A 26,552-nucleotide genomic window follows, 5' to 3' on the forward strand; every position below is an offset into this window, starting at 1 on the left:
GCCGGGCCTGCCCGGGCCCGGCATGCAGGGACCATTCAGTGATGGCTGGCGTAGGCGGCGTTGGCGTCGTCGACCAACGCGTCGATCTCGGCCAGCAGCTCGGCGTTGTTCTGCTGCCACGGATGGAAGCTGTACTTGAAGTAGGCCAGGTATTCGGGCAACAGTTTCCGCAGATAGCCCGGCTTGCCGAGCATGAAGTTGGCGAGCTTGAGATGCCCTCGCCAGCCTGCACGTCGACAGGCCGGATCCGCGGCAGCCAGACGCCGGTAGAACAGAATCACGTGCGGCCAGAACGTTGCCGTCGTGGTGAGCATGATCGCGCTACGCATCGCGTACGCCTTGGGCCCGCGCCCGACACATTTTTCGTAGACGTCGTAGGCCACGGCCTTGTGCTCGACTTCCTCGAGCGCGTGCCAGCGCCACATGCGTTCATAGTCTTCCTGCGAGCCGGCCATCTGTTCGGGATGACGCAGCAACGTATCTCCCATCAGGGCGGTGAAATGCTCGAGTGCGATCGTCATCAGCAACGGCGTGACCTTGCTGCTGTGCTGCTTGACGTATTCGGTATGCGCCCAGACCTGCGCATCGAGCTCGCTGGCCGGAAGTCCGGCGGCATCCATGAGCTGGTTGTATTCGATATGCTCGCGTGAATGCATCGCCTCCTGGCCGATGAACGCGGTGGCGGCCTTGCGCAGATCCGGATCGGGGATCTCGTCGCGATAGGCGCGTACTGCGTCGATGAACATGCGCTCGCCGGCCGGGAAGAACAGGCTCAGCGCATTCATGAATTGGGTTACGTTCGGCCCGGCCTGATGCCAGTCACAGATGCGATCGCCGGGCGGCAGGAAATGCAGATCGCGCCGTTCCGGCATGACCGGCCCGCTGTAACCGGGGCCGTGCAGATCGAGATCGTTTTCGTGCTTGCTCATGACAAACCTCAGGCGCTTGGCCGTGGGGAAACGGTGTTAGGACGAGCTTCAGGAGCGGCGACATCGGGGGCCGGCCGCGCTCGAATGAAATCGGCGCACAGGTCGGCGATGGACTGCGGGTGGGTCAGCACCGCCCAGTGCGCGGCGTCGACGGGCGTGATCGTCAGATCGTCGACCCAACGGTCGAGATCGCGGGCGAAACCGGGGCCGACGAAGGCATCACGCACAGGTGTGATTACGTGAACCGGGATTTGCGCGTGGCGCAGGCGCGGCCGGCGAATCCGTGCGAACACGTTCGCGCGATACAGCTTGGTACCGTGAGCGCCATCGCGCGCGAGGGTCGGATGGACGGGCAATGCCTGTCCCTCCAGACGTTCGGTGGTGCGAGGCCAGCGGCTGGCCAGACCGCCATGCCAGGCCAATGTGGGCAGCCATGGAATATGAAAGGCGAACACATACCACGACTTTTTCAGCTGGCGCATGAGCGCCGCGCGATCGTCGCGCCACTGTGCGCGAAGCCAGTGGCCGACATGATCCAGACATGGGCCGGAGATCGACGTGAAGCTGGCGATCCGATGCGACAGGGCCGGGTCCGTGACTGCCTCCCAGCTCTGGATCGAGCCCCAGTCGTGTGCGATGAGGTGCACAGGGCGACTCGGGGATGCCCAGTCGATCACGGCCGCCAGATCGGCCTCCAGTTCGTCCAGCGCATAAGCGGCCGTTGCTCGCGGACGGCTGCTCTGGCCGGCGCCCCGAACATCGTAGCGCACGCACCGAAACGTCTCGGACAGCGGTGCCACCATTCGATCCCATACACGATGTGTGTCGGGATAGCCGTGAACGAATACCAGCGTTGGCCGGAGATCGTCCCGCGCGCCGCTGTCGTAGCAGGCCAGACGCACAGCGCCGCGCTGAACCAGTGTTGGCTCATCGGCAGCGTGCGGGTTCGGCTTCGCGTTCGTCATTGACCTGTTCGATGTAATAGTTACATCAAACAGTGTCATAAACAGCGGAGGTGCGCAAGCGGTTTGCTGCACCGCCGCATCGCACGGGTGGACCTATCCGTGACGCGGAGCCGGAACGCGATCCATCGCGGCTTGAGAGGCGGGGAGAGTTCGGCGACGCCGTGATCGCGCGCCGCCGAGACGCCGATTACTTGGCGTCGTGCAAGTGCTCCATGAGCAGTGCCAGACGGTCGCCCAGATGCTGGTCGGCGGCCTTGGCCATGGCACGCGCGACTTCGGGCAGCACGGCCATCTCGACCAGCGGCCTGAAACGCCAGACCAGATCGGCTAGCTCAGGCATGTCGTCCGGCGGTGGCAACTGACCTTCGCCGTAGCGGTCGAACACATGAATCGCGACCAGCCGCACCATTTCATCGGCGGCCTGCTCGACGTTGCGGCGAAGATAGGCCACGACATCCAGCATCTCTTCGAGCGGGATGCCCACCTTCACCAACTCCGCGCCGGCATGCAGCATCCGCGGGCTGGGGATGCGGTAGCGCATGCCCTCGGGGCGGATCACATCCAGTTCGACCGCCTTTTTCAGCGCACGCCGAGAAAAGTTGCCGCTGAATTTCTTGAGCAGCTGCGGCATGGTCATGTAGTCGGGCACTTCGTCCGACCAAGGGCTGGCCACGGCGGTTTCCAGACCGAGCAGGCTGCCGATATCGTTGCCGCGCTCCCAGCTTTCGATCAGCTCGCCGATATTGGACAACGTATAACCGCGTTCGAGCAGTCGGTTGATGATACGCAGACGCGACAGATGGGCATCGTTATAGATGCCCTTGCGCCCACGCCGTTCCGGTGGTGGCAGCAGCCCGCGATCCTGGTAGGCACGAATATTACGCACGGTGCTGCCCGTCTCTCGGGCGAGCGCGTCGATCGAGAATTCGGGCGTGACGGTGTCGGCGGGCGCGGTTGCGCCGGTGGTGCTGGAAGCGCGTTTCATCGTCGAAGTTTAGCCCGCTCCGCGCACGGCGTCATCCGAGGCGCGCTGCGTTGTGCCACGGCGCCCGGCAGTTCACGCACAGCGTGCGGTGCGCTCGGTGCGGTAGGCGGCGATCTCCTCGATGGTCAGCACCGGCATCCGATGCGTCTCGGCGTAGCGTTGAATGTCGTCGTTGCCGGCCATGGTGCCGTCGTCATTCATCAGCTCGCAGAGGACCGCGGCGGGTTTCAGCCCCGCGAGAATCGCCAGGTCGAGCGAACCTTCGGTATGGCCGCGGCGCTCCAGCACACCGCCTGCGCGTGCGCGCAACGGGAATACGTGACCGGGACTCACGATGGACACCGGGCCGTCGATCGATGCGACGGCTGCCTGGATGGTGGTGACCCGATCGACTGCCGATACGCCCGTGGTGACGCCGCTGGCTGCTTCGATGGAGATGGTGAAGCCGGTGCCGTGACGGGCCTGGTTGTCGCGCACCATGGGCGGCAGGTCGAGCGCGTCAACGCTGGCCCCGTCCAGCACCAGGCAGACGATGCCGCTACCGTCGCGGATCATCTTCACCATGGTGTCGACGGAAAGATTTTCGGCGGCGGCGACGATGTCGGCTTCGTTTTCGCGGTCGGCATCATCCAGCAGCAGGACCGGCTCGCCGGCCCGGTAGGCGGCAAGTGCGGCGGCGAGGCGCGGATGGCGGGTGGAATCGATTGATGGCATGAAACGTCCTCATATGAGACAGACAACGTTTCAGGGCAGCAGCGCACTCGGCAATTGCGTGCGAAAGGCCGGCCGCAGCCGCCAAGCGTCTTCTTTCATCCGGACTGTAACCGTCGGCTCTGGCATCGCACCAGATCTGCTGACCTCCGGTCGAATGAGCGGAGCGCTCGCGGGCTCGTCGAATGATCGACATACCGCCGGTGGGGAATTGCACCCCGCCCTGAAGACGGGCGTCAGTATAGCCTATCGTCGTTGTATCGAACAGACATTCACACCGGTGGCCACGCGCGGAGGTGAGCCTCGTATAGGCCGTATAGACCTTGAACAACCCAGAATACGACACGATCACGCCTGAGCACGACGCGGCGACGCGTTCGCCGCAACTGGCCGGGGCGTAATCCCTCTACCTGGTTCGACAGGTGGGCACGCCGGACCGGGCTCGCAAGCCGGCGCAACACGTCCTAACATCGGCGGCCCATTCGCCGAATCTTCGAGGGCAGGGCGATGACCCCGAGTCTGGACAGCAAACTGCCGCGCGTCGGTACCACGATCTTCAGCGTGATGAGTCAGCTCGCGGTGGAACACGATGCGGTGAATCTCGGCCAGGGCTTTCCGGATTTCGAACCACCGGCCGCGCTCACCGAGGCGTTGTCGCGTGCGATGGCCGACGGCCACAACCAGTATCCACCGGGCATCGGGTTGGCCGCTCTACGTGAGCAGATCGCGATCAAGACCGAAGCGCTGTACGGTCGGCCGACCGATCCGGCGGCCGAGGTGACGGTGACCTCGGGTGCCACCGAGGCGATCTTCGCCGCGATCGCCGCGGTCGTACGTGCGCACGATGAAGTCATCGTGCTCGACCCGGCCTACGACTGCTACCAGCCGGCTATCGAGCTGCAGAATGCACGGGCAGTGCGCGTCCCGCTGCAACGGCCGGGTTTTACGGTCGACTGGCAACGCGTGGCCGATGCCATCACGGCACGGACGCGGCTAATTATCATCAATTCGCCCCACAACCCCACGGGCGCGGTATTCGGGCCCGACGATCTGACCGCGCTGGCCGAGGTCCTGCGGGGGACCGGAGTATGGGTACTGTCCGACGAGGTCTACGAGCACATGGTCTTCGACGGTGCGGCGCATCAGAGCGTCGGTCGTGTTCCGGAACTTGCCGCCCGCAGCTTCATCGTCAGCTCGTTCGGAAAGACCTTTCACTGCACGGGCTGGAAAGTCGGGTACTGTATCGCCCCGCCGGCGCTGACCGTCGAATTCCGCAAGGTCCATCAATATCTGACGTTCGCCACGTTCGCGCCCGCGCAGTGGGCATTCGCGACGATCCTTTGTGACGAGCCACACCACTACCGCGATCTGTCAGGATTCTACCAGGCCAAGCGCGATGGCTTTCGCAGGCTGTTGGCCGATACCCCGTTGCAGTTGCTCGACGTCCCAGGGGGGTATTTTCAGCTGGTCGACTACTCGGCCGTGCGCGATATGGACGACGTGGCCTTCAGCCAGTGGCTGGTGCGCGTGGCCGGTGTAGCCACGGTGCCGCTCAGCCCGTTCTACGATGACCCGCCGGCTACCCGGCTGGTGCGTCTGTGTTTTGCCAAGAACGAGGCCACGCTGACCGAGGGGGCACGCCGCCTGACCACGCTAGCCGGCGATTAGAAGACGGCTGAAACAAAAAGACCCCGGCCTTTGCCGGGGTCTTATGCGATGGTCAGCGCAGCCGCCGACCATGAGTGCGGGTGTCAGCTGTTGCTGTCCGTGTCCATATCGTCCGACATGCTCGAACCGCTGTTGTCGGCGCTATCAACGAGCGTGCCGTTGGCGCCCATCGGGAAGAACGAAGTGCCGGGTACCGTGCCCATGCTCGGCCCGACCGCCATCGGCGTCAGATAGGCGATGTTAAGCACCTGTTGCGGCGTACGCGAGAAGGTGATGCCATTGCTGTCGGTCGGCACGATGTTGGTCGAGTCGTACTCGGTACCGTAGATCGTGACCGTATCGTATTCGTCCTGACCGATACCCTGGTCGAGGTCGTCGTCACCGTCGAGGCTGTCTCGAGCATCCGAGATCGCATCGACCACCTGCGAGACGGTCAGATTGGTGCCGTTGACCGACAGGGCGGTTTCATCGCCGCGCGACAGCAATATCGTGCGTATCAGTCCGGCATGGTAGGCCTCGACCGAAAGAATGCCGGCCGCGGCCGTCAGATAGTCGCGGTTGCGGATGAACTGCGCGCCGCCCTTGTATGCGGTGACGCCGACGTCCTCGAAGATGAAGGCACCCAGTAGAAATGCCAGCGGCGAGCCGAACGGGTCGAACGTAAAACCATCGGGCGGCGTGATACCCGCGCCTTGGAGCGCGGCACTCGCGGCTGCCGTAAACGAGCTCTGCAGATTGATCTGCGGCCGGGCGACCTTGCCGGAGCTTAGTGCGCCGCGCAGAAACTGCACGTGATGCAGTTCGTCGGCGGCAATCTCGGCCGCGTACCGAGCGATCAGCGGCTCGCCCGAAAAATCGACCTGAGAGCCGCCGGTTACATCGCCCGGCGTACCCGTGCCGTCGATATCGCTGCCACCGAGCCCGGCACCCGTCACCGCACGCAAATAAAACTCAGCTTCGAGATATTCGAGATTGAGTGCGAAGTTCAATACCGCCTGGTCCGAAGGGCCATTGATCACGATGGTGTTCGGATCGTTGTCGCCGCCGTTGTCCTGCGCAGTCGCGACATTGTTATCGTCGCTGCAGGCCGCCAGGAATGCGCTGCCCAGCAGGCCGGCCGAGAACATGCCTGTGTTGGTTAGAAAGCGTCGCCGCGCGTTACTGATTGGGCGCCCTGTGGTGGCGTCGATGATGTTGGCTTGATCGCTTTTCGTGTTCTTGGCGTCTTGGGTCATGGCCGAGTCTCCCTTATAGATTTAATGATGCGGGCTGGTTTGGCCCGGTCGCACAGCAAGCTAGCGCACCCCAGGCCGCCGGACGTACCGGCATCGGCGACCCCGTATAGCGTTGGGGGTAATTCACCGTACTACCGATTTCCGAAACTAGCACAGACGTTTACCTCGGCGGCGAATAGAATCACGGTGCTGGCCGGTTACCGGCAGGTAGCGTGCGTGTATTTGCCATCAATCAGATTGGTCAAAAATTCCCAAACTACTGAAAACGATAATTTTTAAGCCGGGCTTAATATAAGAATTAGTTATTGCAAAAGTAGATACAAAAAGAAAATAAAATGCTCGAAAGTCTTTGACGGCGGGTGTTCGGCCGGTCAGCCGGCAACAGGTGGACGGCAGGCCTCGGCGTGGCCGGGCGGTGGCGGTCACGGATCGCCGTGTTGCCCGGCAGAACGCTTTGCTAGACAATGGCCAGCCTTTGTCAAGCCGCGCCAGAGGTTCACCGATGCCCGCACGCCGCGATCTCGCCAACGCCATTCGCATTCTTGCTATGGATGCAGTGGAGCAAGCCACATGTGGTCATCCGGGCATGCCCATGGGCATGGCAGATATAGCCGAGGTGTTGTTCAACGATCATCTGAAGATCAACCCGGCCAACCCCGACTGGGTCGACCGTGATCGGTTTCTGTTGTCCAACGGCCATGGCTCGATGCTGCAATACGCGGCCCTGCATCTGGCCGGCTACGATCTGTCGATCGACGATCTGCGCGATTTTCGGCAACTCCATTCGAAAACGCCGGGCCACCCTGAGAACTTCATGACGCCGGGGGTGGAGACTACAACTGGGCCGCTCGGACAAGGGTTGGCCAACGCGGTCGGCATGGCGCTAGCCGAAGCCGCGCTGGCCGCACGGTTCAACCATGATGACGCCGCGATCGTCGACCACTACACCTGGTGCTTCACCGGCGACGGCTGCCTGATGGAGGGCATCTCGCACGAGGCATGTTCGCTGGCGGGCACGCTGGGGCTCGGCAAGCTGGTGGTGTTCTACGACGACAACGGGATATCGATCGACGGCGAGGTCGACGGCTGGTTCACCGACGATACCCCGGCACGCTTCGAAGCCTATGGCTGGCAAGTCGTACGAAACGTCGACGGCCACGACGCTGACGAGATCAACACCGCCATCCAGACGGCCAAGAAGGAAACACGCAAGCCGACCTTGATCTGCTGCAAGACGGTGATCGGCTGGGGGTCGCCCAATAAGAAAGGGACCGCCGGTATCCATGGTGCCGCGCTCGGCGACGACGAGATCACCGCGGCCCGTGCCGAACTCGGCTGGCCGGACGAAACGCGTTTTGCCGTGCCCGACGATATCTATGCCGGCTGGGATCGTCGCGAGGACGGGGCGGCCGCAGAGAAGACCTGGCTCGACGGTTTCAACGCCTACCGGCAAGCGCATCCGCAGGACGCGGCCGAATTCGAGCGCCGCATGGCCGGCGACATGCCGGAGAACTGGTCGGCGTTGTGTCGCGCATTCATCGAAAAGACACAGGCCGAGGGCAAGCGTACCGCCACCCGCAAATCTTCGAAGACGGCCATCGGTGCCTATGCAGCCGCACTCCCGGAACTGATCGGCGGTTCTGCCGACCTGTCGGGCTCCAACGGGACGGACTTTGACGGCCATCGTGCGCTCAGTGCCGACGACTACACCGGCAACTACGTGTACTACGGCGTGCGTGAGTTCGCCATGACCGCGATCACGAACGGGCTGAGCCTCCACGGTGGGTTCACGCCGTTCGGTGCAACCTTCCTGACGTTCTCCGACTACGCACGCAACGCCGTGCGCATGGCCGCACTCATGCGCTCGCGCAATATTCTCGTCTACACCCACGATTCGATCGGTTTGGGCGAAGACGGCCCGACGCATCAGGCAGTCGAGCATATCGCCAGCCTGCGCCTCATCCCGAACCTGCATGTCTGGCGGCCGGGTGACGACGTCGAGACCGCGGTGGCCTGGCAGGCCGGCATAGAACGCAGCAACGGCCCTACCGCGATCGCGCTGTCGCGCCAGGATGTCGATCATCAGCCGCGCACGGAAGAGCAGGTTGCAGCGATTGCCCAGGGCGGCTATGTCCTGCGCGATAGCGATGCCGGGGAACCGGCGGCACTCATTATGGCCACGGGCTCGGAGCTGGAGCTGGCCGTCGGCGCCGCCGACCGTCTGGCGGCCGAGGGCGTGGCCGTACGGGTCGTGTCCATGCCTTGTCTGGATATCTTTTACGAGCAGCCGGCGGCGTATCGCGAATCGGTGCTGCCGGCGGCTGTGACCGCTCGTGTGGCGGTCGAGGCCGGCGTGTCCGACAGCTGGTACCGCCTGGTCGGGGCGACCGGCGCGGTCGTGGGCGTCGACGAGTTCGGTTCGTCAGCGCCGGCCGAGGATGTTTACCGCGAACTCGGGGTGACCGTCGAGGCCGTGGTGGCGGCGGTCCAGCGCCAGCTCGGCGACTGATATGCACCACGAGTGATAGCGACACGCGAAAAGTAAACCGGCCACACGCGGTGAGCGCGTGCGGCTACCATCCATTCGATGACAAGAGGTAGTTATGGCAGTCAAAGTCGGCATCAACGGATACGGGCGCATCGGCCGCAACGTGCTGCGTGCGTTGTATGAATCGGGCCGTACGAGTGAAATCGAGATCGTGGCGATCAACGACCTGGGCAATGCCCAGACCAACGCCCATCTGACCCAGTACGACACCGCGCACGGCCGGTTTCCGGGCGAAGTCTCGGTCGACGGCGACAATCTGGTCGTCAACGGCGACAAGATCAAGGTGCTCGCCGAGCGCAACCCGGCCGATCTGCCCTGGGGCGATCTGGGCGTCGACATCGTGCTCGAATGCACGGGCCTGTTCGCCAGCGAGGAGAAGGCCAGCGCGCATCTGAAGGGTGGCGCCAAAAAAGTGCTGATCTCCGCGCCCGCCGGCAAGATCAAGACCATCGTGTATGGCGTCAACCACGACACCATCGATGCCTCCGACAAGGTGATCTCCAACGCATCCTGCACCACCAACTGTCTCGCGCCGCTGGTCAAGCCGCTACACGAGGCCTTCGGACTGGAATACGGACTGATGAACACCATCCACTCGTACACCAACGACCAGGTGCTCACCGACGTGTATCACTCGGACCTGCGCCGGGCCCGTAGCGCTACCCAAAGCATGATTCCGACCAAGACGGGTGCGGCTGCCGCGGTGGGCCTCGTGCTGCCCGAACTGGACGGCAAGCTCGACGGGTTTGCGGTACGCGTGCCCACGATCAATGTGTCGATGGTCGATCTGACCGCCCAGGTTTCCAAGGAAACCACGGTCGAGGAAGTCAACGCCGTGCTCAAGAAGGCCGCCGAAGGCGAACTCCGCGGCGTGCTGGCCTACTCGGAAGCCGAACTGGTCTCGCAGGATTACAACCATGATCCGGTCTCCTCGACCGTCGATGCGCCGCTGACCAAGGTCGCCGGCGGCAAACTGATCAAGGTCTGTTCCTGGTACGACAATGAGTGGGGCTTTTCCAACCGCATGCTCGATACCGCGCTCGCGCTGGCCAACGCAGGCTGAACGCACGTCAACGACGGGACAAGGACGATCAAGGAACGCGACATGACTGTCATGCTGAAGATGGAGGACGTGGATCTGGCCGGCAAGCGCGTGCTGATCCGGCAGGATCTGAACGTGCCGTTCGCCAACGGTGAAGTCAGCTCCGCCGGACGGCTCAAGGCCTCCGTGCCGACCATTCGTGCGGCGCTCGATGCGGGTGCTCGGGTGATGGTCATGTCGCATCTAGGTCGACCGAAGGAGGGCGAGCCGGATAGCGAGCACAGCCTCGCGCCGGTCGCCCGCTACCTGTCGGAGCTGCTCAAAGTCGATGTGCCCCTGGTCACCGACTGGCTCGACGGCGTCGAGGTAGGCGAGGGCGAGGTCGTGATGTGCGAGAACGTGCGGTTCAACGTAGGCGAGAAAGCCAACGACGAGGCACTGTCACGCAGGATGGCCGCGCTATGCGACGTGTTCGTGATGGATGCCTTCGGGACCGCACATCGTGCCCAGGCGTCGACCGAAGGCGTGGCCCGCTATGCGCCGGTGGCCTGTGCAGGTCCGTTGCTGGCGGCCGAAGTCGACGCCCTCACGGCCGCACTGGGCGACCCCAAGCGGCCGCTGGTCGTGATCGTCGGCGGCTCCAAGGTATCGTCCAAGCTCGAGCTGCTCGAAAGCCTGGCCAACGTGGCCGATCAACTCATCGTCGGTGGGGGTATCGCCAACACGTTCCTGGCTGCGGCCGGGCACAATGTCGGTGCATCGCTATACGAGCCCGACCTGGTCGGCGCGGCGCGACTGATCGACCGTGAAATCCGTAGCCGTGGCGGTGAGATTCCGTTGCCCACGGACGTGGTCGCCGCGACCGAGGTTTCACCCGAGGCGCATCCGGAAGTGCGTCCGGTCAGCGAGGTCGAGAGCGACGAGATGATTCTCGACGTCGGTCCGGACAGCCGTGATCGCATCGCAGCCATCCTGCAGGAGGCCGGTACCATCGTCTGGAACGGCCCGCTAGGGGTTTTCGAGATAGACCAGTTTGGTGGCGGCACGCATGTGCTGGCCCGGGCGATCGCACGCAGCAGCGCGTTTTCCATTGCCGGCGGCGGCGATACGCTGGCGGCTATCGAGAAATACCGTATCGAGGACGACGTGTCCTATATCTCGACCGGTGGCGGCGCATTCCTTGAATTTCTGGAAGGCAAGACGTTGCCGGCCATTGCCGTACTGGAGCAGCGCGCCGAAGGGTGAACGCAGGCGGCGCGACGGCCTGTCAGGGCGCGCCACGGGTCGATCCGTGTATGCTGCGTTCGATCGAAACAGTCATTTTGCTACGCGGCACCGGCTGGCCGTCGGGGCCATGCGCGTAGGTCCGTTAGCCAATATCCAATTCTGTGAACCAGCCTATGAGCACGCAATTCACCGGCAGCGAACGCTATGTTGCCACCGACGATCTCAAACTCGCCGTCAACGCCGCGGCTACGCTCCAGCGCCCGCTGCTGATCAAGGGCGAGCCTGGAACCGGCAAGACAATGCTGGCCGAGGAAGTGGCCGCTGCATTGGGCAAGCCGCTGTTTCAGTGGCATATCAAGTCCACCACCAAGGCGCAGCAGGGGCTGTATGACTACGATGCGGTCTCGCGGCTGCGCGACTCGCAGCTCGGCGACGAAAAGGTCCACGATATCGGCAACTACATCGTGCCCGGTCCGCTTTGGGAGTGTTTCGTCGCCGACGAGCAGCCGGTGCTGCTGATCGACGAGATCGACAAGGCCGATATCGAATTTCCGAACGACCTGCTGCGCGAGATCGATCGCATGGCCTTCGATGTCTATGAAACACGCCAGACCATCGAGGCACGGCACCGGCCGATCATCATCATCACCTCGAACAACGAAAAAGAACTGCCCGACGCGTTTCTTCGTCGCTGTTTCTTTCACTTCATCTCGTTTCCCGACAAGGAGACGATGCGCGAGATCGTCGACGTGCATTTTCCTGACATCAAGAAGAATCTCTTGGCAGCTGCCATGGACCTGTTCTTCGATGTTCGTGATGTGCCGGGCATCAAGAAAAAGCCGTCGACATCGGAGCTGCTCGACTGGCTGAAGCTGCTGCTCGCCGAGGACATTCCTGCCGAGGCCCTGCATTCGAAAGACGCGCGGGAGGCGTTGCCGCCGCTGCATGGGGCGCTGCTCAAGAACGAGCAGGATGTGCACTTGTTCGAGCGGCTGGCGTTCATGACCCGGCGCGGCGGCCGCAGCTAGGCGGGTTCGCCACGCCATGCTGATCGAGTTCTTCTACGAGCTGCGCGACGCCGGTCTCAAGCCGTCGGTCACCGAGTATCTGACGCTGCTCGAGGCGCTGGATGCGCATGTCGGCGGCATGAGCGTGACCAACTTCTATTACCTGTCGCGTGCCACGCTCATCAAGGACGAAGCCAAGTTCGATCGGTTCGATCAGGTCTTTGGCCATTATTTCGATGGCATTCAGGCCGCCACCGAAGACCTGACGACCGATATTCCCGACGAGTGGCTGGAGAAGATGAAGCAGCTCGAGCTGACCGACGAACAAAAGGCCCAGATCGAAGCCATGGGGGGTTGGGAAAAGCTCATGGAGACGCTCAAGAAGCGCCTCGAGGAGCAGGGTGAGCGTCACGAAGGCGGTAGCAAGTGGATCGGCACCGCCGGCACGTCGCCGTTCGGCGCCTACGGTTTCAACCCCGAAGGTATCCGTATCGGCCAGGACGGTTCGCGCCATCGCCGTGCGGTCAAGGTATGGGACCGACGCGAATTCGCCAATCTCGACGGGTCGCAGGAAATCGGGACCCGTAATATCAAGATGGCGCTGCGCAAGCTGCGCCGCTTCGCGCGTGAAGGCGCCGATGAAGAACTGGACATGGAACGCACGATCCGCGCCACGGCCAAGAACGCCGGCCATCTGGATCTGCACATGCGTCCGGAACGCCGCAACGCAGTCAAACTGCTGATTTTCTTCGATGTCGGTGGTTCGATGGACGACCACGTCGCGACCGTCGAATCGCTTTTCTCGGCGGCGCGGGCCGAATTCAAGCATCTGGAATATTTCTATTTCCACAACTTCCCGTACGAGGGGCTCTGGAAAGACAACCGGCGTCGGCGCAGCGAACAGCACGCAACCTGGGATATCTGTCATACCTACACGGCCGACTACAAGGCGATCTTCGTCGGCGACGCCACCATGAGCCCCTACGAGATCGCGTACCCGGGCGGCTCGGTCGAGCACTGGAACGCCGAGGCCGGTGCGGTCTGGCTGAACCGTTTGCTGTCGACATTCGAGGACGCGGTCTGGCTCAATCCCGAACCACAGAACCGTTGGGACTACACTCCGTCGATCCAGATGACGCGCGAACTCATGGCCGATCGCATGTACCCCATGACGTTGGACGGCCTCGAAGCGGCGATCGATCGCCTGGCAGACTAGCGGCGTGCGCGCCGTGGTCGGCCTGCGGTGTTTCGCCCGTTAGTCGAGCGGCACGGTATTGCTGATACGCTCCGGATGCTCAGAGAGGCCGAGGTCGGCCGGTGCGTCCTCGGGCATGACGTACAGTCGGCGGTTACGGGAGGGCGAAGCGGAGCGCCCGAGGGGCCAGGATTCGAGTACCGATGCGTTTTGATGGTCAGCACAACAGGGATACCGTCAGACCCATGCATGGACGCCGCGGGTGCAGCACGGCCGGGCATCGAAGATGACCGGCGTCGGCGTGCCGCAAGGGCTTCGGCTGCGAGGCAACAGTGTGTCGGCCCGCGTGGCCGCTGTCATGCGCGTCGGGCTGACCGTGGTCGGATGCCTGTTGATCGCCAGCATGGCCGCCAATGCCTGGGTGGTCAGCGCGACCCGCGGCCTGATCTACGACGATATCTCGCGACTGGGCGTGCACGATGTCGGTGTGGTGCTGGGTACCAGCCCGTATACCCGTTATGGCAATCAGAACCTGCTGTTCACCCATCGCATGATGGCGGCGGCCGAGCTGTATGCGGCCGGGCGCGTGCGGCATCTGCTGGTTTCCGGCTCCAACCCGGATCGCACCTATAACGAACCGCGCAAGATGTACCAGGCCCTTCGGCGCCTGGGCGTGCCCGATGCCGCGATTACGCTGGACTTCGCCGGCTTTCGTACACTGGATTCGATCGTGCGCGCGAACCGCATCTTCGGGCTCGAAAGCTATATCGTCGTCTCGCAGCGCTACCACGACTACCGGGCCTTGTTCATCGCCGATCACTACGGTATCGACGCGGTCGCCTATATTCGCCCGGAAGAGGACCGACGCCAGCCCCTGCGCACCGAGGCCCGCGAATACCTGGCGCGGGTCAAGGCCGTGGTGGATCTGTTCCTGTTGTCCACCCGGCCGCGTTTTCTGGGCCCGCAGCGGCCGATCGATATCGAACCGGTCGCGCCGTTCGATTTCCTGGTGCGCCAGAGCCTGTTCGACGACCACGACAGCCGCCTGCCGACACCGTTGGCGCGGCCTGCCGTGCCGCCGTTGCTACGCCGCCTGCCGGTAGTCGACCAAGACGACTGAGCTGGTCAAGCCCCGCGGTGGCTAGCCGTTACAGTCGGCCGGGCGTATGCCTGTGTGGCCCACGGGTGTCGAGCCCTGCCGGTCGGCTGGTTCATCGGTGTCGAACAGCCCGCGCAAGATCGCCTCGACCGGAGCGCGCCAGTCGCGCGCGGAGTTGTAGATATCGGGATGGCGCAGAACGCATTCATAGTTACCGCACATGAACGCCATCAGGGTATCGGTGGCCGAATCGGGGGTCATCGGTTTACGCAGCTGACCCTGTGCATCGATTTCGGTACACAGCGCGCGCAGCACGCTGCGCGAATCCTCGAACATGGCACGCAGCAGTGCCTCCGCCGGGTGGCCGTGTTCGGTGGCCTCGCAGCGGTGAAGCACGATATGACAGACGCGGCGGTGCTGTTCGTCGCCGGTCAGACGTTGCAAGCCGTGCAGCAGCATTTCGCGCAACAGGCGAAGCGGCTCGGTACCCGGGATATGTTCGCTCAGGCACTGGCGCAGATCACGCAGCGGCAGGTGGGTTCGCGCAATCATGGCTTCGAGCAGGGCGCGCTTGTCGGCGAAATGCCAATAGATCGCGCCGCGAGTCACTTCGGCCCGCCGTGCGATGCGGTCCAGTGACGTCTGGGATACGCCTCGCGCCTGCATCTCGATTTCGGCGGCATCGAGAATGCATTCGCGTGTATGAGCGGATTGCAGCTTGGTTTTGCGAGCCATCAGGTTGCCATCTTCTCCCAGGTAATCTTCAATACTGAATACACGATGACTACTTACATACATACGCGTATGTATGTATCATAGCATCATCTGGAGCAACCGAATCTCACCCTTGGGGATCTTGTCTATGCGCGATTCGTTTTCAGCGCTCGGCCGCCGAGCGTATGAGCTGCGTGCTGTGTGCGTCGTCGTCGGCCTGATCGCGCTGGCCGGCTGTGGCAATTCCGATGGTCAGCAGGGTGGTCAGGCTCAGCAGAGTCCGCCGATTCCGGTTGATGTCAAGGCGGTCCAGCCGCACAGCGTGGATGTGTTTTCCGAATACCCCGGCCGCGTGGAGGGCAAGCGTACCGTACAGGTGCTCGCCCGGGTCGAAGGTATTCTGGAAAAACGGCATTACGAGGAAGGCCAGATCGTCAAGAAGGGCCAGTTGCTGTACACCATCGATCCGAAGCCGTTCCAGGCGACGGTGAATCAGCGAAAGGCCGAACTGGCCAGTGCGAAGGCGAGCCTCGACCAGGCCCAGCGTCAGTGGTCGCGCGTACGTCAGCTCTACAAGGTGGATGCGGTCAGCGAGGCCGAGCGCGACCAGGCGCTGTCTGAGCTGGAAACCTCGCGCGCCGCCGTGCAACAGGCTCAGGCCAACCTCGACAGCGCCCAGATCGACCTGAGCTATACCAAGGTCAATGCACCGCTGACCGGCGTGACCAGCCTGCGTGAAACCGACGAGGGCTCTCTGGTGAGCAACGGCACGCGTTTGACCACGATCACCCAGCTCGATCCGGTGTATGTGCTGTTCGCGCTGCCCGAGGACGATGCGATCGCGCGCAACAAGGCGCTGTCGATGATGGGCGGCGAGAGTACGGACGACAAGACCCGTGAGGCCACAATCATTCTGCCGAACGGCGACACCTTCCCGGTCACGGGCACGGTCGATTTCACGCAGAGCACGATCAACCCCGATACCGGCACCGTACAACTGCGTGCCGTGGTCGAAAACACCGGCAACGCCTTGATGCCCGGCCGTTACGTGCGCGCCCGCATCCGTCTGGAGACACGGCAGGATGCGCTGGTGGTGCCCAATGTAGCGGTGTCGGACAGCCAGCAGAGCACCCAGGTGTACGTGGTGTCGGACGACAACAAGGCAAAAGCCGTCAAGGTCGAGCTCGGGCCGAACGTGGCCGATGGGCGGATCATCAACAAGGGGCTGTCGGCCGGCGACCGGGTGATCGTCTCCGGGCTCGGTCAGGTCCAGCCCGACGCGCCGGTCAAGGTCAAGCAGGGGGGCGATAATCAGGGTGATGCCCCGGCCAACGGTGCTCAAGGTGACTCGTCGAGCATGGGCGCCCGCGGTGACAACCGTGACGATGCTCTGGCCGCCGTCGATTGGCGTGAGCTGCGTCTGAGTGGCGCTGAATCGCTGTCGCGACGTCATGGAACCGGCTACTACGCGTCGAATCGCGATCAGGGTCGTTAAAGATGATCTCAAGGTTCTTCATCGAACGGCCGGTATTCGCCACCGTCCTGTCGATCGTGATCACGATCGCTGGGCTGATGGCGATGCGTGGGCTGCCCATCTCTCAGTATCCCGATGTCGTGCCGCCCGAAGTGGTAGTGCAGGCCAACTATTCGGGCGCCAGTGCCGAGGATATTGCCGAGACGGTCGCCGCACCGCTCGAGCAGCAGATCAACGGCGTCGAGAACATGCTCTACATGACCTCGACGTCCTCGGACGCGGGTACGCTCCAGATTTCGGTGACGTTCGCCATCGGCACGGATCCGGATCAGAACACCATCAACGTCAACAACCGCGTGCAGGCCGCGTTGTCCCAGCTGCCTCAGACGGTGCGTGACGTCGGTGTGACGGTGAACAAGCGTTCGAGCAATATCCTTACTGTGCTCACGCTGTTCTCGCCGGACCAGTCGTACGACACGACCTATATCAGCAACTATGCGCTGGTCAACATCATCGACGCGCTCAAACGTGTCGAGGGTGTGGGCGATGCGCGCCTGTTCGGGTCGCAGGATTATTCCATGCGTATCTGGCTCGATCCGAGCAAGATGGCGCGTTACGAGCTGACTCCGGCCGACATACAGGCCGCACTACAGGAACAGAACTCGCAGTTTGCGGCAGGCAGCTTCGGCAGCATGCCCAATAAGGACAAGATCGCGTTCACCTATACCGCGAGCACGGACGGCCGCTTCTCGAGCGAAGAACAGTTCGAGAACATCATTCTGCGGACCGAGAGCAATGGCCAGGTGCTTAGGCTCAGCGATGTCGCCCGGGTTGAACTCGGCGCCCAGAGCTACAGCACCAGTGGCTCTTTTTCCGGCAACCCGGCGGTCCCGTTCGCGGTGTATCTCTCGCCCGGTGCCAATGCGCTGGCGACCGTGGATCGAATCCGTGCGCGCATGACCGAGCTGGGCGCGAATCTGCCGCAGGGCCTCGAGTACGAGATTCCCTTCGACACCACGCAGTTCGTACACGCCTCGATCGAGGACGTGGTTCATACGTTCATCGAAGCCATCATCCTCGTGGTGCTGGTGGTATTCCTGTTCCTGCAGAACATCCGCGCCACGCTGATACCGCTGCTGGCGATCCCGGTGTCGGTGATCGGTACGTTCGCAGGCATGTACGCGCTCGGGTTTTCGATCAACCTGCTGACACTGTTCGGGCTGATTCTCGCCATCGGCATCGTGGTGGACGATGCGATCATCGTGATCGAGAACGTCGAACGCATCATGGAGGAAGAAGGGTTACCGCCCAAGAAGGCGGCCATCAAGGCGATGGAAGAGGTCAGCGGCCCGGTGATCGCGGTCGTACTCGTGCTTGCTGCGGTGTTCGTGCCGGTCGGTTTTCTGGGCGGATTGTCCGGCCAGATGTATCGCCAGTTCGCCATCACCATCGCTGTCTCGGTGGGTATTTCCGGGCTGGTCGCACTGACCCTGACGCCGGCGCTGTGCGCGGTGTTTCTCAAGCCGCGTGAAAAGGAGCCGAACTGGTTCTTCCGCAAGTTCAACGCCATGTTCGACAAGGCGACCGGTGCCTATCTATGGGGCGTCGATCTGCTGCTGCGTCGGGTGGTTTTCGGGCTTCTGCTGTTCGTGGGCGTTCTGGTCGCCACCTGGGCGGTGTCGACACAGGTGCCCGGCGGCCTGCTGCCCCAGGAGGATCAGGGCTATATCTTCGCGACCTACAAGCTGCCGCCGGCGGCGTCACTGCAGCGTACCGAAGCGGTGCGCAATGAACTTATCGAGAAGAGCCTTAAGGCGATGCCTGCAGTGGCCGACATCGTGGGCGTGGCCGGCTACGACTTTCTCGCCAGTGCGCGCCGGACCTATGCCGGCATCGCGTTCCTGACGCTCAAGGATTGGGGCGAACGCACCGGCGATGGCGAGGACTCGTTCTCTATCGTCGGCCAGACCTTCGGCATCGGTGCGCAGATCCCCGATGCACAGATCATCGCGTTCAACCCGCCGCCGATCATCGGCCTGTCGACCACCGGGGGCTTCGAGGGCTATCTACAAAGCCTGTCGGGGGCCAGCTTCAACGAGATCCGGGAGGCGGCGGGCAAGGTGGTGGCCGCAGCCAACAAGCGCCCGGAGTTGTCGCAGGTGCGTACGACGCTGACCACCGACGTGCCGCGCTACAAGCTCAACGTGGACCGAGAGAAGGCCAAGACGCTGGGCGTGCCGATCAACCAGCTGTTCGCCACTCTCCAGGCCACCTTCGGCTCGCTGTATGTCAATCAGTTCACCCTGCTGGGCCGTAACTGGCAGGTGAACATCCAGTCGGATGCGCCGTATCGAGAGAAACCCGAGGACCTGAACAAGGTGTTCGTGCGCTCCACGACCACGGGCGACATGATTCCGGTCAGTTCGCTGGTCAGTACCGAGCGCCGTCTGGCCGCCGACGTGGTGGAGCGTTTCAATATCTTCCCGTCTGCCAAGATCATGGGCTCGCCGGCGCCGGGCTACAGTTCCGGCCAGGCCAACGCGGCGATCAAGGACGTAACCAATAAGGTATTGGGCGGCGAGGATTACCGGCTGAGTTTCACCGGTACGGCCTACCAGGAAGAAACCGCTGCCAGCTCCGGTTCGATCGCGGTCATCTTCGGCATGGTCATGGTGTTTCTGATCCTGGCGGCCCAGTACGAGAAATGGACGCTGCCACTGGCCGTGATCACGGCCGTGCCGTTCGCCGCGCTCGGGGCGTTCGTGGCGGTCTGGCTGCGGGGGATCGACAACAACCTGTACTTCTCGGTCGGGCTGCTCGTGCTGATCGGTCTGGCAGCCAAGAACGCCATTCTGATCGTCGAGTTCGCGGTCATCGGACGCGAGCAGGGCAAGTCCGCAGCCGCGGCGGCCTTCGAGGCGGCCAAGCTGCGTTTCCGGCCGATCGTGATGACATCGCTGGCCTTCATTCTCGGTACCGTACCCCTGGCGATCGCCAGCGGCGCCTCGGCGAACAGCCGCAACGCCATCGGCACCGCCGTGATCGGCGGTATGCTGGCGGCGACGTTCTTCGCCATTCTGTTCGTACCGATGTTCTATGATCTGGTTGAGCGCGGCACCGCGAAGCTGCGTCGTGGCCGCGGCAAGGATAAAGATGAGGATACTGATCATGCGTAAGGCCGTCCTGCTGGTGGCCGTGGCCGGCCTGTCGGCCTGTACGCTCGGCCCGGACTACGAGCGTCCGGACATTGATCTGCCCAATTCGGCGCTCGATGCCACGTTGCTCAGCCAGTCCCAGCAGGACGCGATGGCGTACTGGTGGACGCGTTATCGTGATCCGCAGCTCAACGAGCTGATCGACGATGCGCTGGATGACAATCTGGACATCGCGCTGCAGGCGGCCCGTTTCCGCGAGGCGCGCGCCCAGCTCGGTCTGGCCAACGCCAACCTGTTTCCTTCGATCGAGGGGCAGGCCAACGCCACTCGTCAGAAGACCAGCGGTGCGGTGCCTTCGTCCGGCGGCTCGTCGTCCGGTGCCGGGGGTGGCGTGGGTGGCGGCTCGTCGTCCGGCGGTGCGAGCGGTTCCGGGGTTCGTTACAACTACTTTTCGGTGGCTGCCTCACTCAGCTACGAGCTCGACGTCTTCGGTGGGCTGCGCCGTGCCGACGAGCAGGCGCGTGCCCAGCTGCTGTCCTCGGCTTACACGCGGGATTCGGTACGGCTGAGCGTGGTCAGCGACGTAGTTACCAACTACATGTCGTTGCTGTCGGCCGAACGTCAGATTCGGGTGACCCGAGAGACGATCCAGACACGCCAGAAAGGGCTGGATCTGGATAAGCAGCGCTACAAGTACGGTGCCATCGACAAGCTGACGCTACTGCAGACCGAATCGCTGCTACAGACCGCGCGCGCCCAGCTACCCCCGCTGTTGCAACAGGCCAGCCAGCTGCGTTCGTCGCTGGCCATCCTGACCGGGCGCACGCCGCGCCAGATCATGGGCGATCCGAACATCGACGCGAGCAGTTTCGACGAGATCAGCCTGCCGGAGGATTTGCCGGTCGTGCTGCCATCGCTGCTGGTCGAACGCCGGCCCGATATCCGTGCCGCCGAAGCCTCTCTGATTGCCGCGAATGCCAATGTCGGGGTGGCGAAGGCACGGTTTTTCCCGACCTTCAACCTGACCGCCATGATCGGCACCGAAGCGCTTGATGTCGACGACCTGTTCGAACCGTATTCGGAAGTCCAGAGTGTGAGCGGCGCGATCACGGCACCGATTTTCGACTTCGGGCGGCGTCAGGCGAATTTCGATACCGCCGTGGCCCAGAAGGACGCCGCGGAGATCATGTACCGCCAGACCGTTCGGCAGGCGTTCAAGGAAGTACATGACGCCCTGGATGCGGTCCAGTTGACCGAAGATCGACTGCAGGCCGTACGCAAGCAGGTCGATGCGTTCCAGGAGACGCTGCGTCTGGCCCGGCTGCGTTACGATGTCGGCCGAACGGCGTTCTTCGACGTCCTCGATGCACAGCGCCAGTTGTTTTCCAGTCAGCTCGATCTGGCCACCGCGATTCGTGACCGGTTCACGGCCACGGCGGATCTGTTCAAGGCCCTGGGGGGAGGCTGGACCGAAAACAGCGACTCGCTGCCGCCCGGGCTGGAAGCCACACGCGACAGCTATGCCCCGGCCGGCGGCGACGCCGCACAAGCAGGCCGCGCGGGCGTGTCACAATAGCGCGATCATGACGACGGCAACCGAGTATTCGTGGCACTAGCCCCGGCGGCACAGCAACCGCTGTATCGAATCGACGCCGGGGAGGGCGAGACCACGCTCTGGCTATCCGGTGACTGGGGCGCCGCAGCCCGGCTGCCGACCTCGTCCGCACTTGCGCGCGAAGTCAGCGCCGGTGCCTCGGCGAGCGGCCGGATCGTGATCGACGGTCAGGCACTGGAAGCCGCCCACCCCCGGGTCGCCGCGCTGATCTATACGCTCACTCAGCGGTTGCGCAGCAACGACCGTCTGCAGATCGAATTAAGACATCTTCCGAACAGCGTATCGTCGCTGGTGGAGCTGGCACGCCCGGCCTCGGAGACGTCCGGCCGCGGGCGGCGCGCGCGCTGGGTCACGCGGCTGGGAGCGGCGTCGCGCAACCGCTTCGAGGTGGTGGGCACGGTCGCGCGACTGATCGGCAACGCCGCCGCAGTCACGCCACGGCTGATGGTCGGCCGCGCGCAGGCGCGACGGGTGGATTTCGTGGCCTTGTTGCGCGAAACGGGGGCCTCATCGCTGCCCGTGGTCACGGTCGTGAACCTGCTGATCGGGGCCGTCCTCGGGTTCGTCGGTGCCGTCCAGCTGGCCACGTTCGGCGCCGGGCTTTATCTGGCCGATCTGGTGGGGATTGCCGTCGCGCGCGAAATGGCCGCGATCATGACCGCATTCATCATGGCAGGCCGGATCGGGGCCAGCTTTGCCGCGCACCTGGCCACCATGGAAGCCAACGAGGAGATCGATGCGCTGCGCATGATCGGCGTGTCGCCGTTCGAGTTCCTGGTCCTGCCGCGCCTGGCGGCCTTGACGCTGATGATGCCGTTGCTGTTTCTGTATGCCGCCGCTCTGGGGATTGGCGGCGGAATGATCGTGGCCGATCTGGTGCTCAACACATCGCCGGCCAGTTTTTTCGGGCGCCTAGAGGATGCGGTGGCCATGCGCCATTTCGTGATCGGATTCGTCAAGGCGGTCTGTTTCGGGATCCTGATCGCGCTGACCAGCTGTCATATGGGCATGAGCGCAGGGCGAAACGCTGCCGAAGTTGGTCGCGCGGCCACGCGTACGGTGGTGGTCTCGATCATCGGAATCATCCTGATCGATGCCGTGTTCGCCCTATGCACCAACGCGCTGGGGATCTGAGCATGGCACGACTGGATTCGTCGCAGACCCCGGACGAAGGTATCGTCGTGCGCAATCTGCGCCTGGCCTATGGAGACACGCTGGTCCAGCAGGACCTGTCGTTTCATGTGGCCCGAGCGAGCATCTTCGTAATCATGGGCGTGTCGGGCTGCGGCAAGAGCACGTTGCTGCGCCACATGATCGATCTGGAACAGTCCGATCAGGGCGATATCCAGTTCGACGGGCAGCGACTCTGGACCGACGACGCCGCCGAGCGCGCGGCGTTACAGCGGCGTATCGGCGTGTTGTTCCAGAGCACGGCGTTATGGAGTTCGATGACGGTCGGCGAGAACGTCAGCCTGCCGTTGCAGCTCCACACGCGGTTGAGCCCAGCCGAGATACGGGATCAGGTGGCCTTCAAGCTCGCCCTGGTAGGTCTGGCCGGGCAGGAGCAGCGCATGCCGAGCCAGCTGTCCGGCGGCATGCAAAAACGCGCCGGGCTGGCTCGGGCAATCGCGCTCGATCCGGATTATCTGTTTCTCGATGAGCCCAGTGCGGGCCTGGACCCGATGACCTCCCAGCGGCTCGATGCCTTGATCATGAACCTGCGCGATGCGCTGAAGCTGAGCGTGGTGGCGGTGACACACGAGCTGCCCAGTATTTTCACCATTGCGGACGACAGCATCTATCTCGACAATGAAAGCCGTTCGGCCATTGCGCACGGCGATCCGAGAATGCTGGCCGAACACGCCGAGCACGCGCGTGTGCGGGCTTTTCTCAACCGGCGTGCACTGGATGCCGATAACGACCACGCCGTTACAGCACAGCATGCCTAGGCGGTGCGCGCAAAGGCCTGTTCGCTCCGGTCGGTACCCTTGGCCGTGTGTTCGGACGCTCGGCGCGGCCGGACCCGGCCACGATCGTCGTTCTGTTTTCTTCAAGAGGCCCGCGAATGGCCAGTAACCGAAGCTATACCGTCATCGGCCTGTTCATGCTCGGGGCCATCGTGTTGTTCGTTGCCGCCGTGCTGGCCTTTGGCGGTACCCGTCTGCTGTCGGACAACCGCACGGCCGTGATCTTTTTCGACCAGTCCGTGCTCGGCCTGAGCAACGGCTCTAAAGTGCTGTTTCGTGGCGTTCAGGTCGGCACGGTCAAACAGGTTCAGCTGCGCCTGGATCCGAGTGTGGGCAAGGCTCGGATCGGTGTAACCATCGAGATGGGCGGCAACAACACGGTGATGATGGACGGCAGTGCGAGCGGTCGAAGCGTGAGTACCGAGGATCTGGTCCAGCGTGGGCTGCGTGCCCAGCTGGTGGTCTGGAGCTATGTCACCTCACAGCTGGCGGTCAACCTGGACTTCCAGCCGAACACCCAGCCCAACTTCGTGGCCGATCCGGAGGAACTCGAGTACCCGGAAATTCCGGCGGTGCCTTCGGAGATCGAGCAGCTCAAGGACACGGTCAGCGACCTGCCCTGGAAGCAGACGCTGACCACCGTCAACAGCACGATGGAGTCCATGGTGCGGCTGGCCGACGATATGGACGAGCTGATCAAGACACTCGGCCCGAGTCTGACCCAGACCAGCGATTCCGCGCGCCAGACCATGCAGGCCGCGCGTCAGACCATCGAGGCCAGCGACTCGCAGATCACCCAGACCCTAAGCGGGTTGCGCCAGCTCACCGACACCGTCAACAAGCAGATCGTGTCGCGGGATGCACAGATCGATCGTCTGCTGGACAACGCCGAGAATACCAGCCGCAACCTGACGCAGATCTCGAAAAATCTCGAAGCACTGACCGATCCGGGCTCCGATGATCGGCAGGACATTCAAAGCGCAATCCGTGATCTGTCGGCCGGCGCGGCGTCGCTGCGTCGCTTTGCCGAAACGCTGGAGCGCGATCCAAACGCCATATTATTCGGAGGTTCGCGATGAAACCTGTCTTCCGCCGTGGCCTGGTGGCCGCCTGTCTGATGGGCTTATCGGCCTGTGCCAGCGTACCGCCGCTCCAGCACGTCCTGCTGTCGCCGCCGCAGAACGAACGCGCCCCGACGCGGGCCAGCCAGTGGGAAGTCCGGCGCGTGCAGATGCCGGAGTATCTCGACAACTACGATATCCAGCTGCGAACCGATGAATACGTGCTCACGCGGCTGCCCGATGCCAAATGGGCCGAGCGTCTGCCGGTCGCAACCACTCGGTTGCTGCAGCAGACCATTGATGAAAAGCTGGTCAACAAGCGGGACCGTCCCTATCAGGTCGATGTCGCGGTCGACATGTTCGAGCCACAGCCCGAAGGCAAGGTGGTGTTGTCGGCACGCTGGAAGGTCACCGATCGCTCAACGGACACGGTGATCGAGCGGGACAACAGCGTCATCGAACAGCCGCTGCCGGCCAACAGCCGGGACGCGGCGGCCATCGGACGCGCCATGTCCGAAGCCGTCCGGCAACTGGGTTTTCGTATCGTCTCGGCAGCGGGCTGACCGTTCGCCGCGCCGGCGGATAGGCGCGCGGTTCGTGGCGATCCGGCGCCGGGCTCGAGGCAGCCAAGACAGGCTGGGCGGGCCCGGCTGATGTTCGCCACATGCTCGACGCATCGCCTGGAACATCTGCTCGTGCGTTGCGTCTGGCGTCGGCGCGGGTCGCGCACTCGAAGATACGAGTGGGTTTACCGTGGCCACAAGCGCGGGGCCAGAATCGACCGGGCCCGGCTCGGGACGGTTCGGACCCTGACGGGTTCGCGTCGCTGAGCTCACGGTGGGTTGAGGGTGGGGATGATGTGTTGTCTGCCGCGCCAGTCACGGCAGGCCGGCAGGTGAGGTGCTCGGCTCGGATACGGAGCAAAAAAAACCGCCCGGAGCGCTGCGCCGGGCGGTCGAATTTCCGCGGTCGAGAACGACTAGAAGCGCATGCCGAAAGACAGCTGGTAGAGCACGGCCTTGAAGTCGTTGGACGAACTCACCGTGCCCACGTCGATCGGGCCGACTGTGGGGCTCAGTGTCGGCGAATTGATCACGATGTTGTTCACCTTGGCTTCTACGGTCGCGCAGCCGACGTACTTGACGTCTGCGGTGATGAACATGTTCTGCGGTAGCTTGAAGTCCGCGCCGAGCTGGCCCACGCAGGCGACCGGCTTGGTCAGGTTCAGCTGCGGCTCGTTGCCATAGGCGTTGAGCACCTCGTTGTTGACGTCCGTATCATAGGTGTACAGATACATCGCGCCCGCGCCGATGTAAGGCTGGATCAGCGTATCCACCCACGGTCGATAGACGATGGTGAAGTTCGGCGGCAGCGCCTTGAACGTGCCGATGGACTTGCCGATCGGCGGTACGCCGGTCGGAATGCCGTTACGCGTGACCGGGGCCAGCGATTCGTCTTCGGCGTTCTTGGCCAGCTCGAAGTCAAGCTTGAGCGGCGGTGCAAGCGTGACTTCCATGGCCAGATGGCGCCCGGTCTTGGGCAGGAAGATACCGATCGTGCCACCCAGCGTGGTGGTGTTGCCGGCCGAGGAGCCGGTGTGCGGGATTTCGCTCTCGCCCGGCGGGAACGCTTGCGCGGCCAGACCCTGGGCATCTTCGACCGTCAGCCGGGAACTGGTGCCGTAATACTGAAAGTGCAGCACGCCGACACGGAAGTAGCTGTTGTGCTTGACGTAGTCGAACGACTCCGCAAGAAAGCCCTTTTCCGGCTCGACGATATCGTCGGAGCCGTCGCGCATTTGCCCCTGTGCCAGAGCCGATCCCGCGCTCAGCAGGCCGGCCGCCCCCAGCATCACCCCCGCAGCGCGCCGTCCCAGCGCGCGGCGTCCGGACATGGTGTCCTGATTCATCTCCCTTCTCCTGTCACGTTTTATCTTGTAGAGGGTAGGGATGCCG

At 63.3% G+C, this 26,552-nt stretch carries 21 protein-coding genes and 1 riboswitch; of the genes, 14 read left to right on the forward strand and 7 right to left on the reverse strand.

The window, feature by feature from the left end; all coding sequences use genetic code 11:
- Window positions 1-35: 35 nt before the first annotated feature.
- The 4 genes from T31B1_RS14145 to ribB form a co-directional block, all read right to left on the reverse strand.
- Complete coding sequence (locus T31B1_RS14145; protein WP_353250159.1) at window positions 36-929, reverse strand: metal-dependent hydrolase; 894 nt, start codon at window positions 927-929, stop codon at window positions 36-38.
- Window positions 930-937: 8 nt separating this feature from the next.
- Entirely contained in the window at window positions 938-1,894 is a 957-nt protein-coding gene (locus tag T31B1_RS14150; protein ID WP_353250160.1) for an alpha/beta fold hydrolase, read from the reverse strand.
- Between the two features lie 187 nt (window positions 1,895-2,081).
- Window positions 2,082-2,879, reverse strand: coding sequence for a MerR family transcriptional regulator (locus tag T31B1_RS14155; protein WP_353250161.1), 798 nt, complete (start codon window positions 2,877-2,879; stop codon window positions 2,082-2,084).
- 72 nt (window positions 2,880-2,951) lie between these two features.
- Entirely contained in the window at window positions 2,952-3,593 is a 642-nt protein-coding gene (gene ribB, locus T31B1_RS14160) for a 3,4-dihydroxy-2-butanone-4-phosphate synthase (protein WP_353250162.1), read from the reverse strand.
- Window positions 3,594-3,676: 83 nt separating this feature from the next.
- A riboswitch (FMN riboswitch) is annotated at window positions 3,677-3,825 on the reverse strand.
- 272 nt (window positions 3,826-4,097) lie between these two features.
- Here ribB and T31B1_RS14165 point away from each other — a divergent pair.
- The gene (locus tag T31B1_RS14165) at window positions 4,098-5,258 is read left to right on the forward strand and encodes a methionine aminotransferase (protein ID WP_353250163.1); all 1,161 of its coding nucleotides are present in this window, start codon (window positions 4,098-4,100) and stop codon (window positions 5,256-5,258) included.
- A gap of 83 nt (window positions 5,259-5,341) precedes the next feature.
- Here T31B1_RS14165 and T31B1_RS14170 read toward each other — a convergent pair whose 3' ends face one another.
- Window positions 5,342-6,493, reverse strand: coding sequence for a ferritin-like domain-containing protein (locus T31B1_RS14170; RefSeq protein WP_353250164.1), 1,152 nt, complete (start codon window positions 6,491-6,493; stop codon window positions 5,342-5,344).
- Between the two features lie 502 nt (window positions 6,494-6,995).
- Between T31B1_RS14170 and tkt the strand changes: the two genes are divergently transcribed.
- The 6 genes from tkt (at window position 6,996) to T31B1_RS14200 (ending at window position 14,632) form a co-directional block, all read left to right on the forward strand.
- On the forward strand, window positions 6,996-9,002 hold the full coding sequence (tkt, locus tag T31B1_RS14175; RefSeq protein WP_353250165.1) for a transketolase: 2,007 nt from the start codon (window positions 6,996-6,998) through the stop codon (window positions 9,000-9,002).
- Between the two features lie 94 nt (window positions 9,003-9,096).
- Window positions 9,097-10,104 (forward strand): type I glyceraldehyde-3-phosphate dehydrogenase, encoded by a 1,008-nt coding sequence (gap, locus tag T31B1_RS14180; RefSeq protein ID WP_353250166.1) that lies wholly within the window; start codon window positions 9,097-9,099, stop codon window positions 10,102-10,104.
- 42 nt (window positions 10,105-10,146) lie between these two features.
- The gene (locus T31B1_RS14185; protein WP_353250167.1) at window positions 10,147-11,328 is read left to right on the forward strand and encodes a phosphoglycerate kinase; all 1,182 of its coding nucleotides are present in this window, start codon (window positions 10,147-10,149) and stop codon (window positions 11,326-11,328) included.
- A 155-nt stretch (window positions 11,329-11,483) separates the two neighbouring features.
- Window positions 11,484-12,338 (forward strand): AAA family ATPase, encoded by an 855-nt coding sequence (locus T31B1_RS14190; protein WP_353250168.1) that lies wholly within the window; start codon window positions 11,484-11,486, stop codon window positions 12,336-12,338.
- Between the two features lie 16 nt (window positions 12,339-12,354).
- Window positions 12,355-13,533 (forward strand): vWA domain-containing protein, encoded by a 1,179-nt coding sequence (locus T31B1_RS14195; RefSeq protein ID WP_353250169.1) that lies wholly within the window; start codon window positions 12,355-12,357, stop codon window positions 13,531-13,533.
- 265 nt (window positions 13,534-13,798) lie between these two features.
- Entirely contained in the window at window positions 13,799-14,632 is an 834-nt protein-coding gene (locus T31B1_RS14200) for a SanA/YdcF family protein (RefSeq protein WP_353250170.1), read from the forward strand.
- Between the two features lie 21 nt (window positions 14,633-14,653).
- Here T31B1_RS14200 and T31B1_RS14205 read toward each other — a convergent pair whose 3' ends face one another.
- Window positions 14,654-15,346, reverse strand: coding sequence for a TetR family transcriptional regulator (locus T31B1_RS14205; RefSeq protein ID WP_353250171.1), 693 nt, complete (start codon window positions 15,344-15,346; stop codon window positions 14,654-14,656).
- A 178-nt stretch (window positions 15,347-15,524) separates the two neighbouring features.
- Here T31B1_RS14205 and T31B1_RS14210 point away from each other — a divergent pair, with 178 nt between their 5' ends.
- The 7 genes from T31B1_RS14210 (at window position 15,525) to T31B1_RS14240 (ending at window position 25,160) form a co-directional block, all read left to right on the forward strand.
- Entirely contained in the window at window positions 15,525-16,820 is a 1,296-nt protein-coding gene (locus T31B1_RS14210; protein ID WP_353250172.1) for an efflux RND transporter periplasmic adaptor subunit, read from the forward strand.
- 2 nt (window positions 16,821-16,822) lie between these two features.
- Complete coding sequence (locus T31B1_RS14215) at window positions 16,823-19,975, forward strand: efflux RND transporter permease subunit (protein ID WP_353250173.1); 3,153 nt, start codon at window positions 16,823-16,825, stop codon at window positions 19,973-19,975.
- Window positions 19,968-21,530, forward strand: coding sequence for an efflux transporter outer membrane subunit (locus T31B1_RS14220; RefSeq protein WP_353250174.1), 1,563 nt, complete (start codon window positions 19,968-19,970; stop codon window positions 21,528-21,530). The genes T31B1_RS14215 and T31B1_RS14220 overlap by 8 nt, the downstream gene beginning before the upstream one ends.
- A 30-nt stretch (window positions 21,531-21,560) precedes the next feature.
- Window positions 21,561-22,703 carry an MlaE family ABC transporter permease gene (locus tag T31B1_RS14225; protein WP_353250175.1) on the forward strand — a complete coding sequence of 381 codons (1,143 nt, stop codon included), beginning with the start codon at window positions 21,561-21,563 and terminating at the stop codon, window positions 22,701-22,703.
- 2 nt (window positions 22,704-22,705) lie between these two features.
- Window positions 22,706-23,518, forward strand: a complete 813-nt coding sequence (locus T31B1_RS14230; protein ID WP_353250176.1) for an ABC transporter ATP-binding protein — start codon at window positions 22,706-22,708, stop codon at window positions 23,516-23,518.
- 116 nt (window positions 23,519-23,634) lie between these two features.
- A complete protein-coding gene (locus T31B1_RS14235) occupies window positions 23,635-24,615 on the forward strand; it encodes an MlaD family protein (protein ID WP_353250177.1) in 981 nt (326 codons plus the stop codon).
- The gene (locus tag T31B1_RS14240) at window positions 24,612-25,160 is read left to right on the forward strand and encodes a PqiC family protein (RefSeq protein WP_353250178.1); all 549 of its coding nucleotides are present in this window, start codon (window positions 24,612-24,614) and stop codon (window positions 25,158-25,160) included. The genes T31B1_RS14235 and T31B1_RS14240 overlap by 4 nt, the downstream gene beginning before the upstream one ends.
- Window positions 25,161-25,576: 416 nt before the next feature.
- Here the strand turns inward: T31B1_RS14240 and T31B1_RS14245 are convergent, their stop codons facing one another.
- Window positions 25,577-26,506 (reverse strand): OmpW/AlkL family protein, encoded by a 930-nt coding sequence (locus T31B1_RS14245; protein ID WP_353250179.1) that lies wholly within the window; start codon window positions 26,504-26,506, stop codon window positions 25,577-25,579.
- Window positions 26,507-26,552: the final 46 nt, after the last annotated feature.

Origin of the sequence: Salinisphaera sp. T31B1, from assembly GCF_040361275.1 — a bacterium.
Lineage (GTDB): Bacteria > Pseudomonadota > Gammaproteobacteria > Nevskiales > Salinisphaeraceae > Salinisphaera.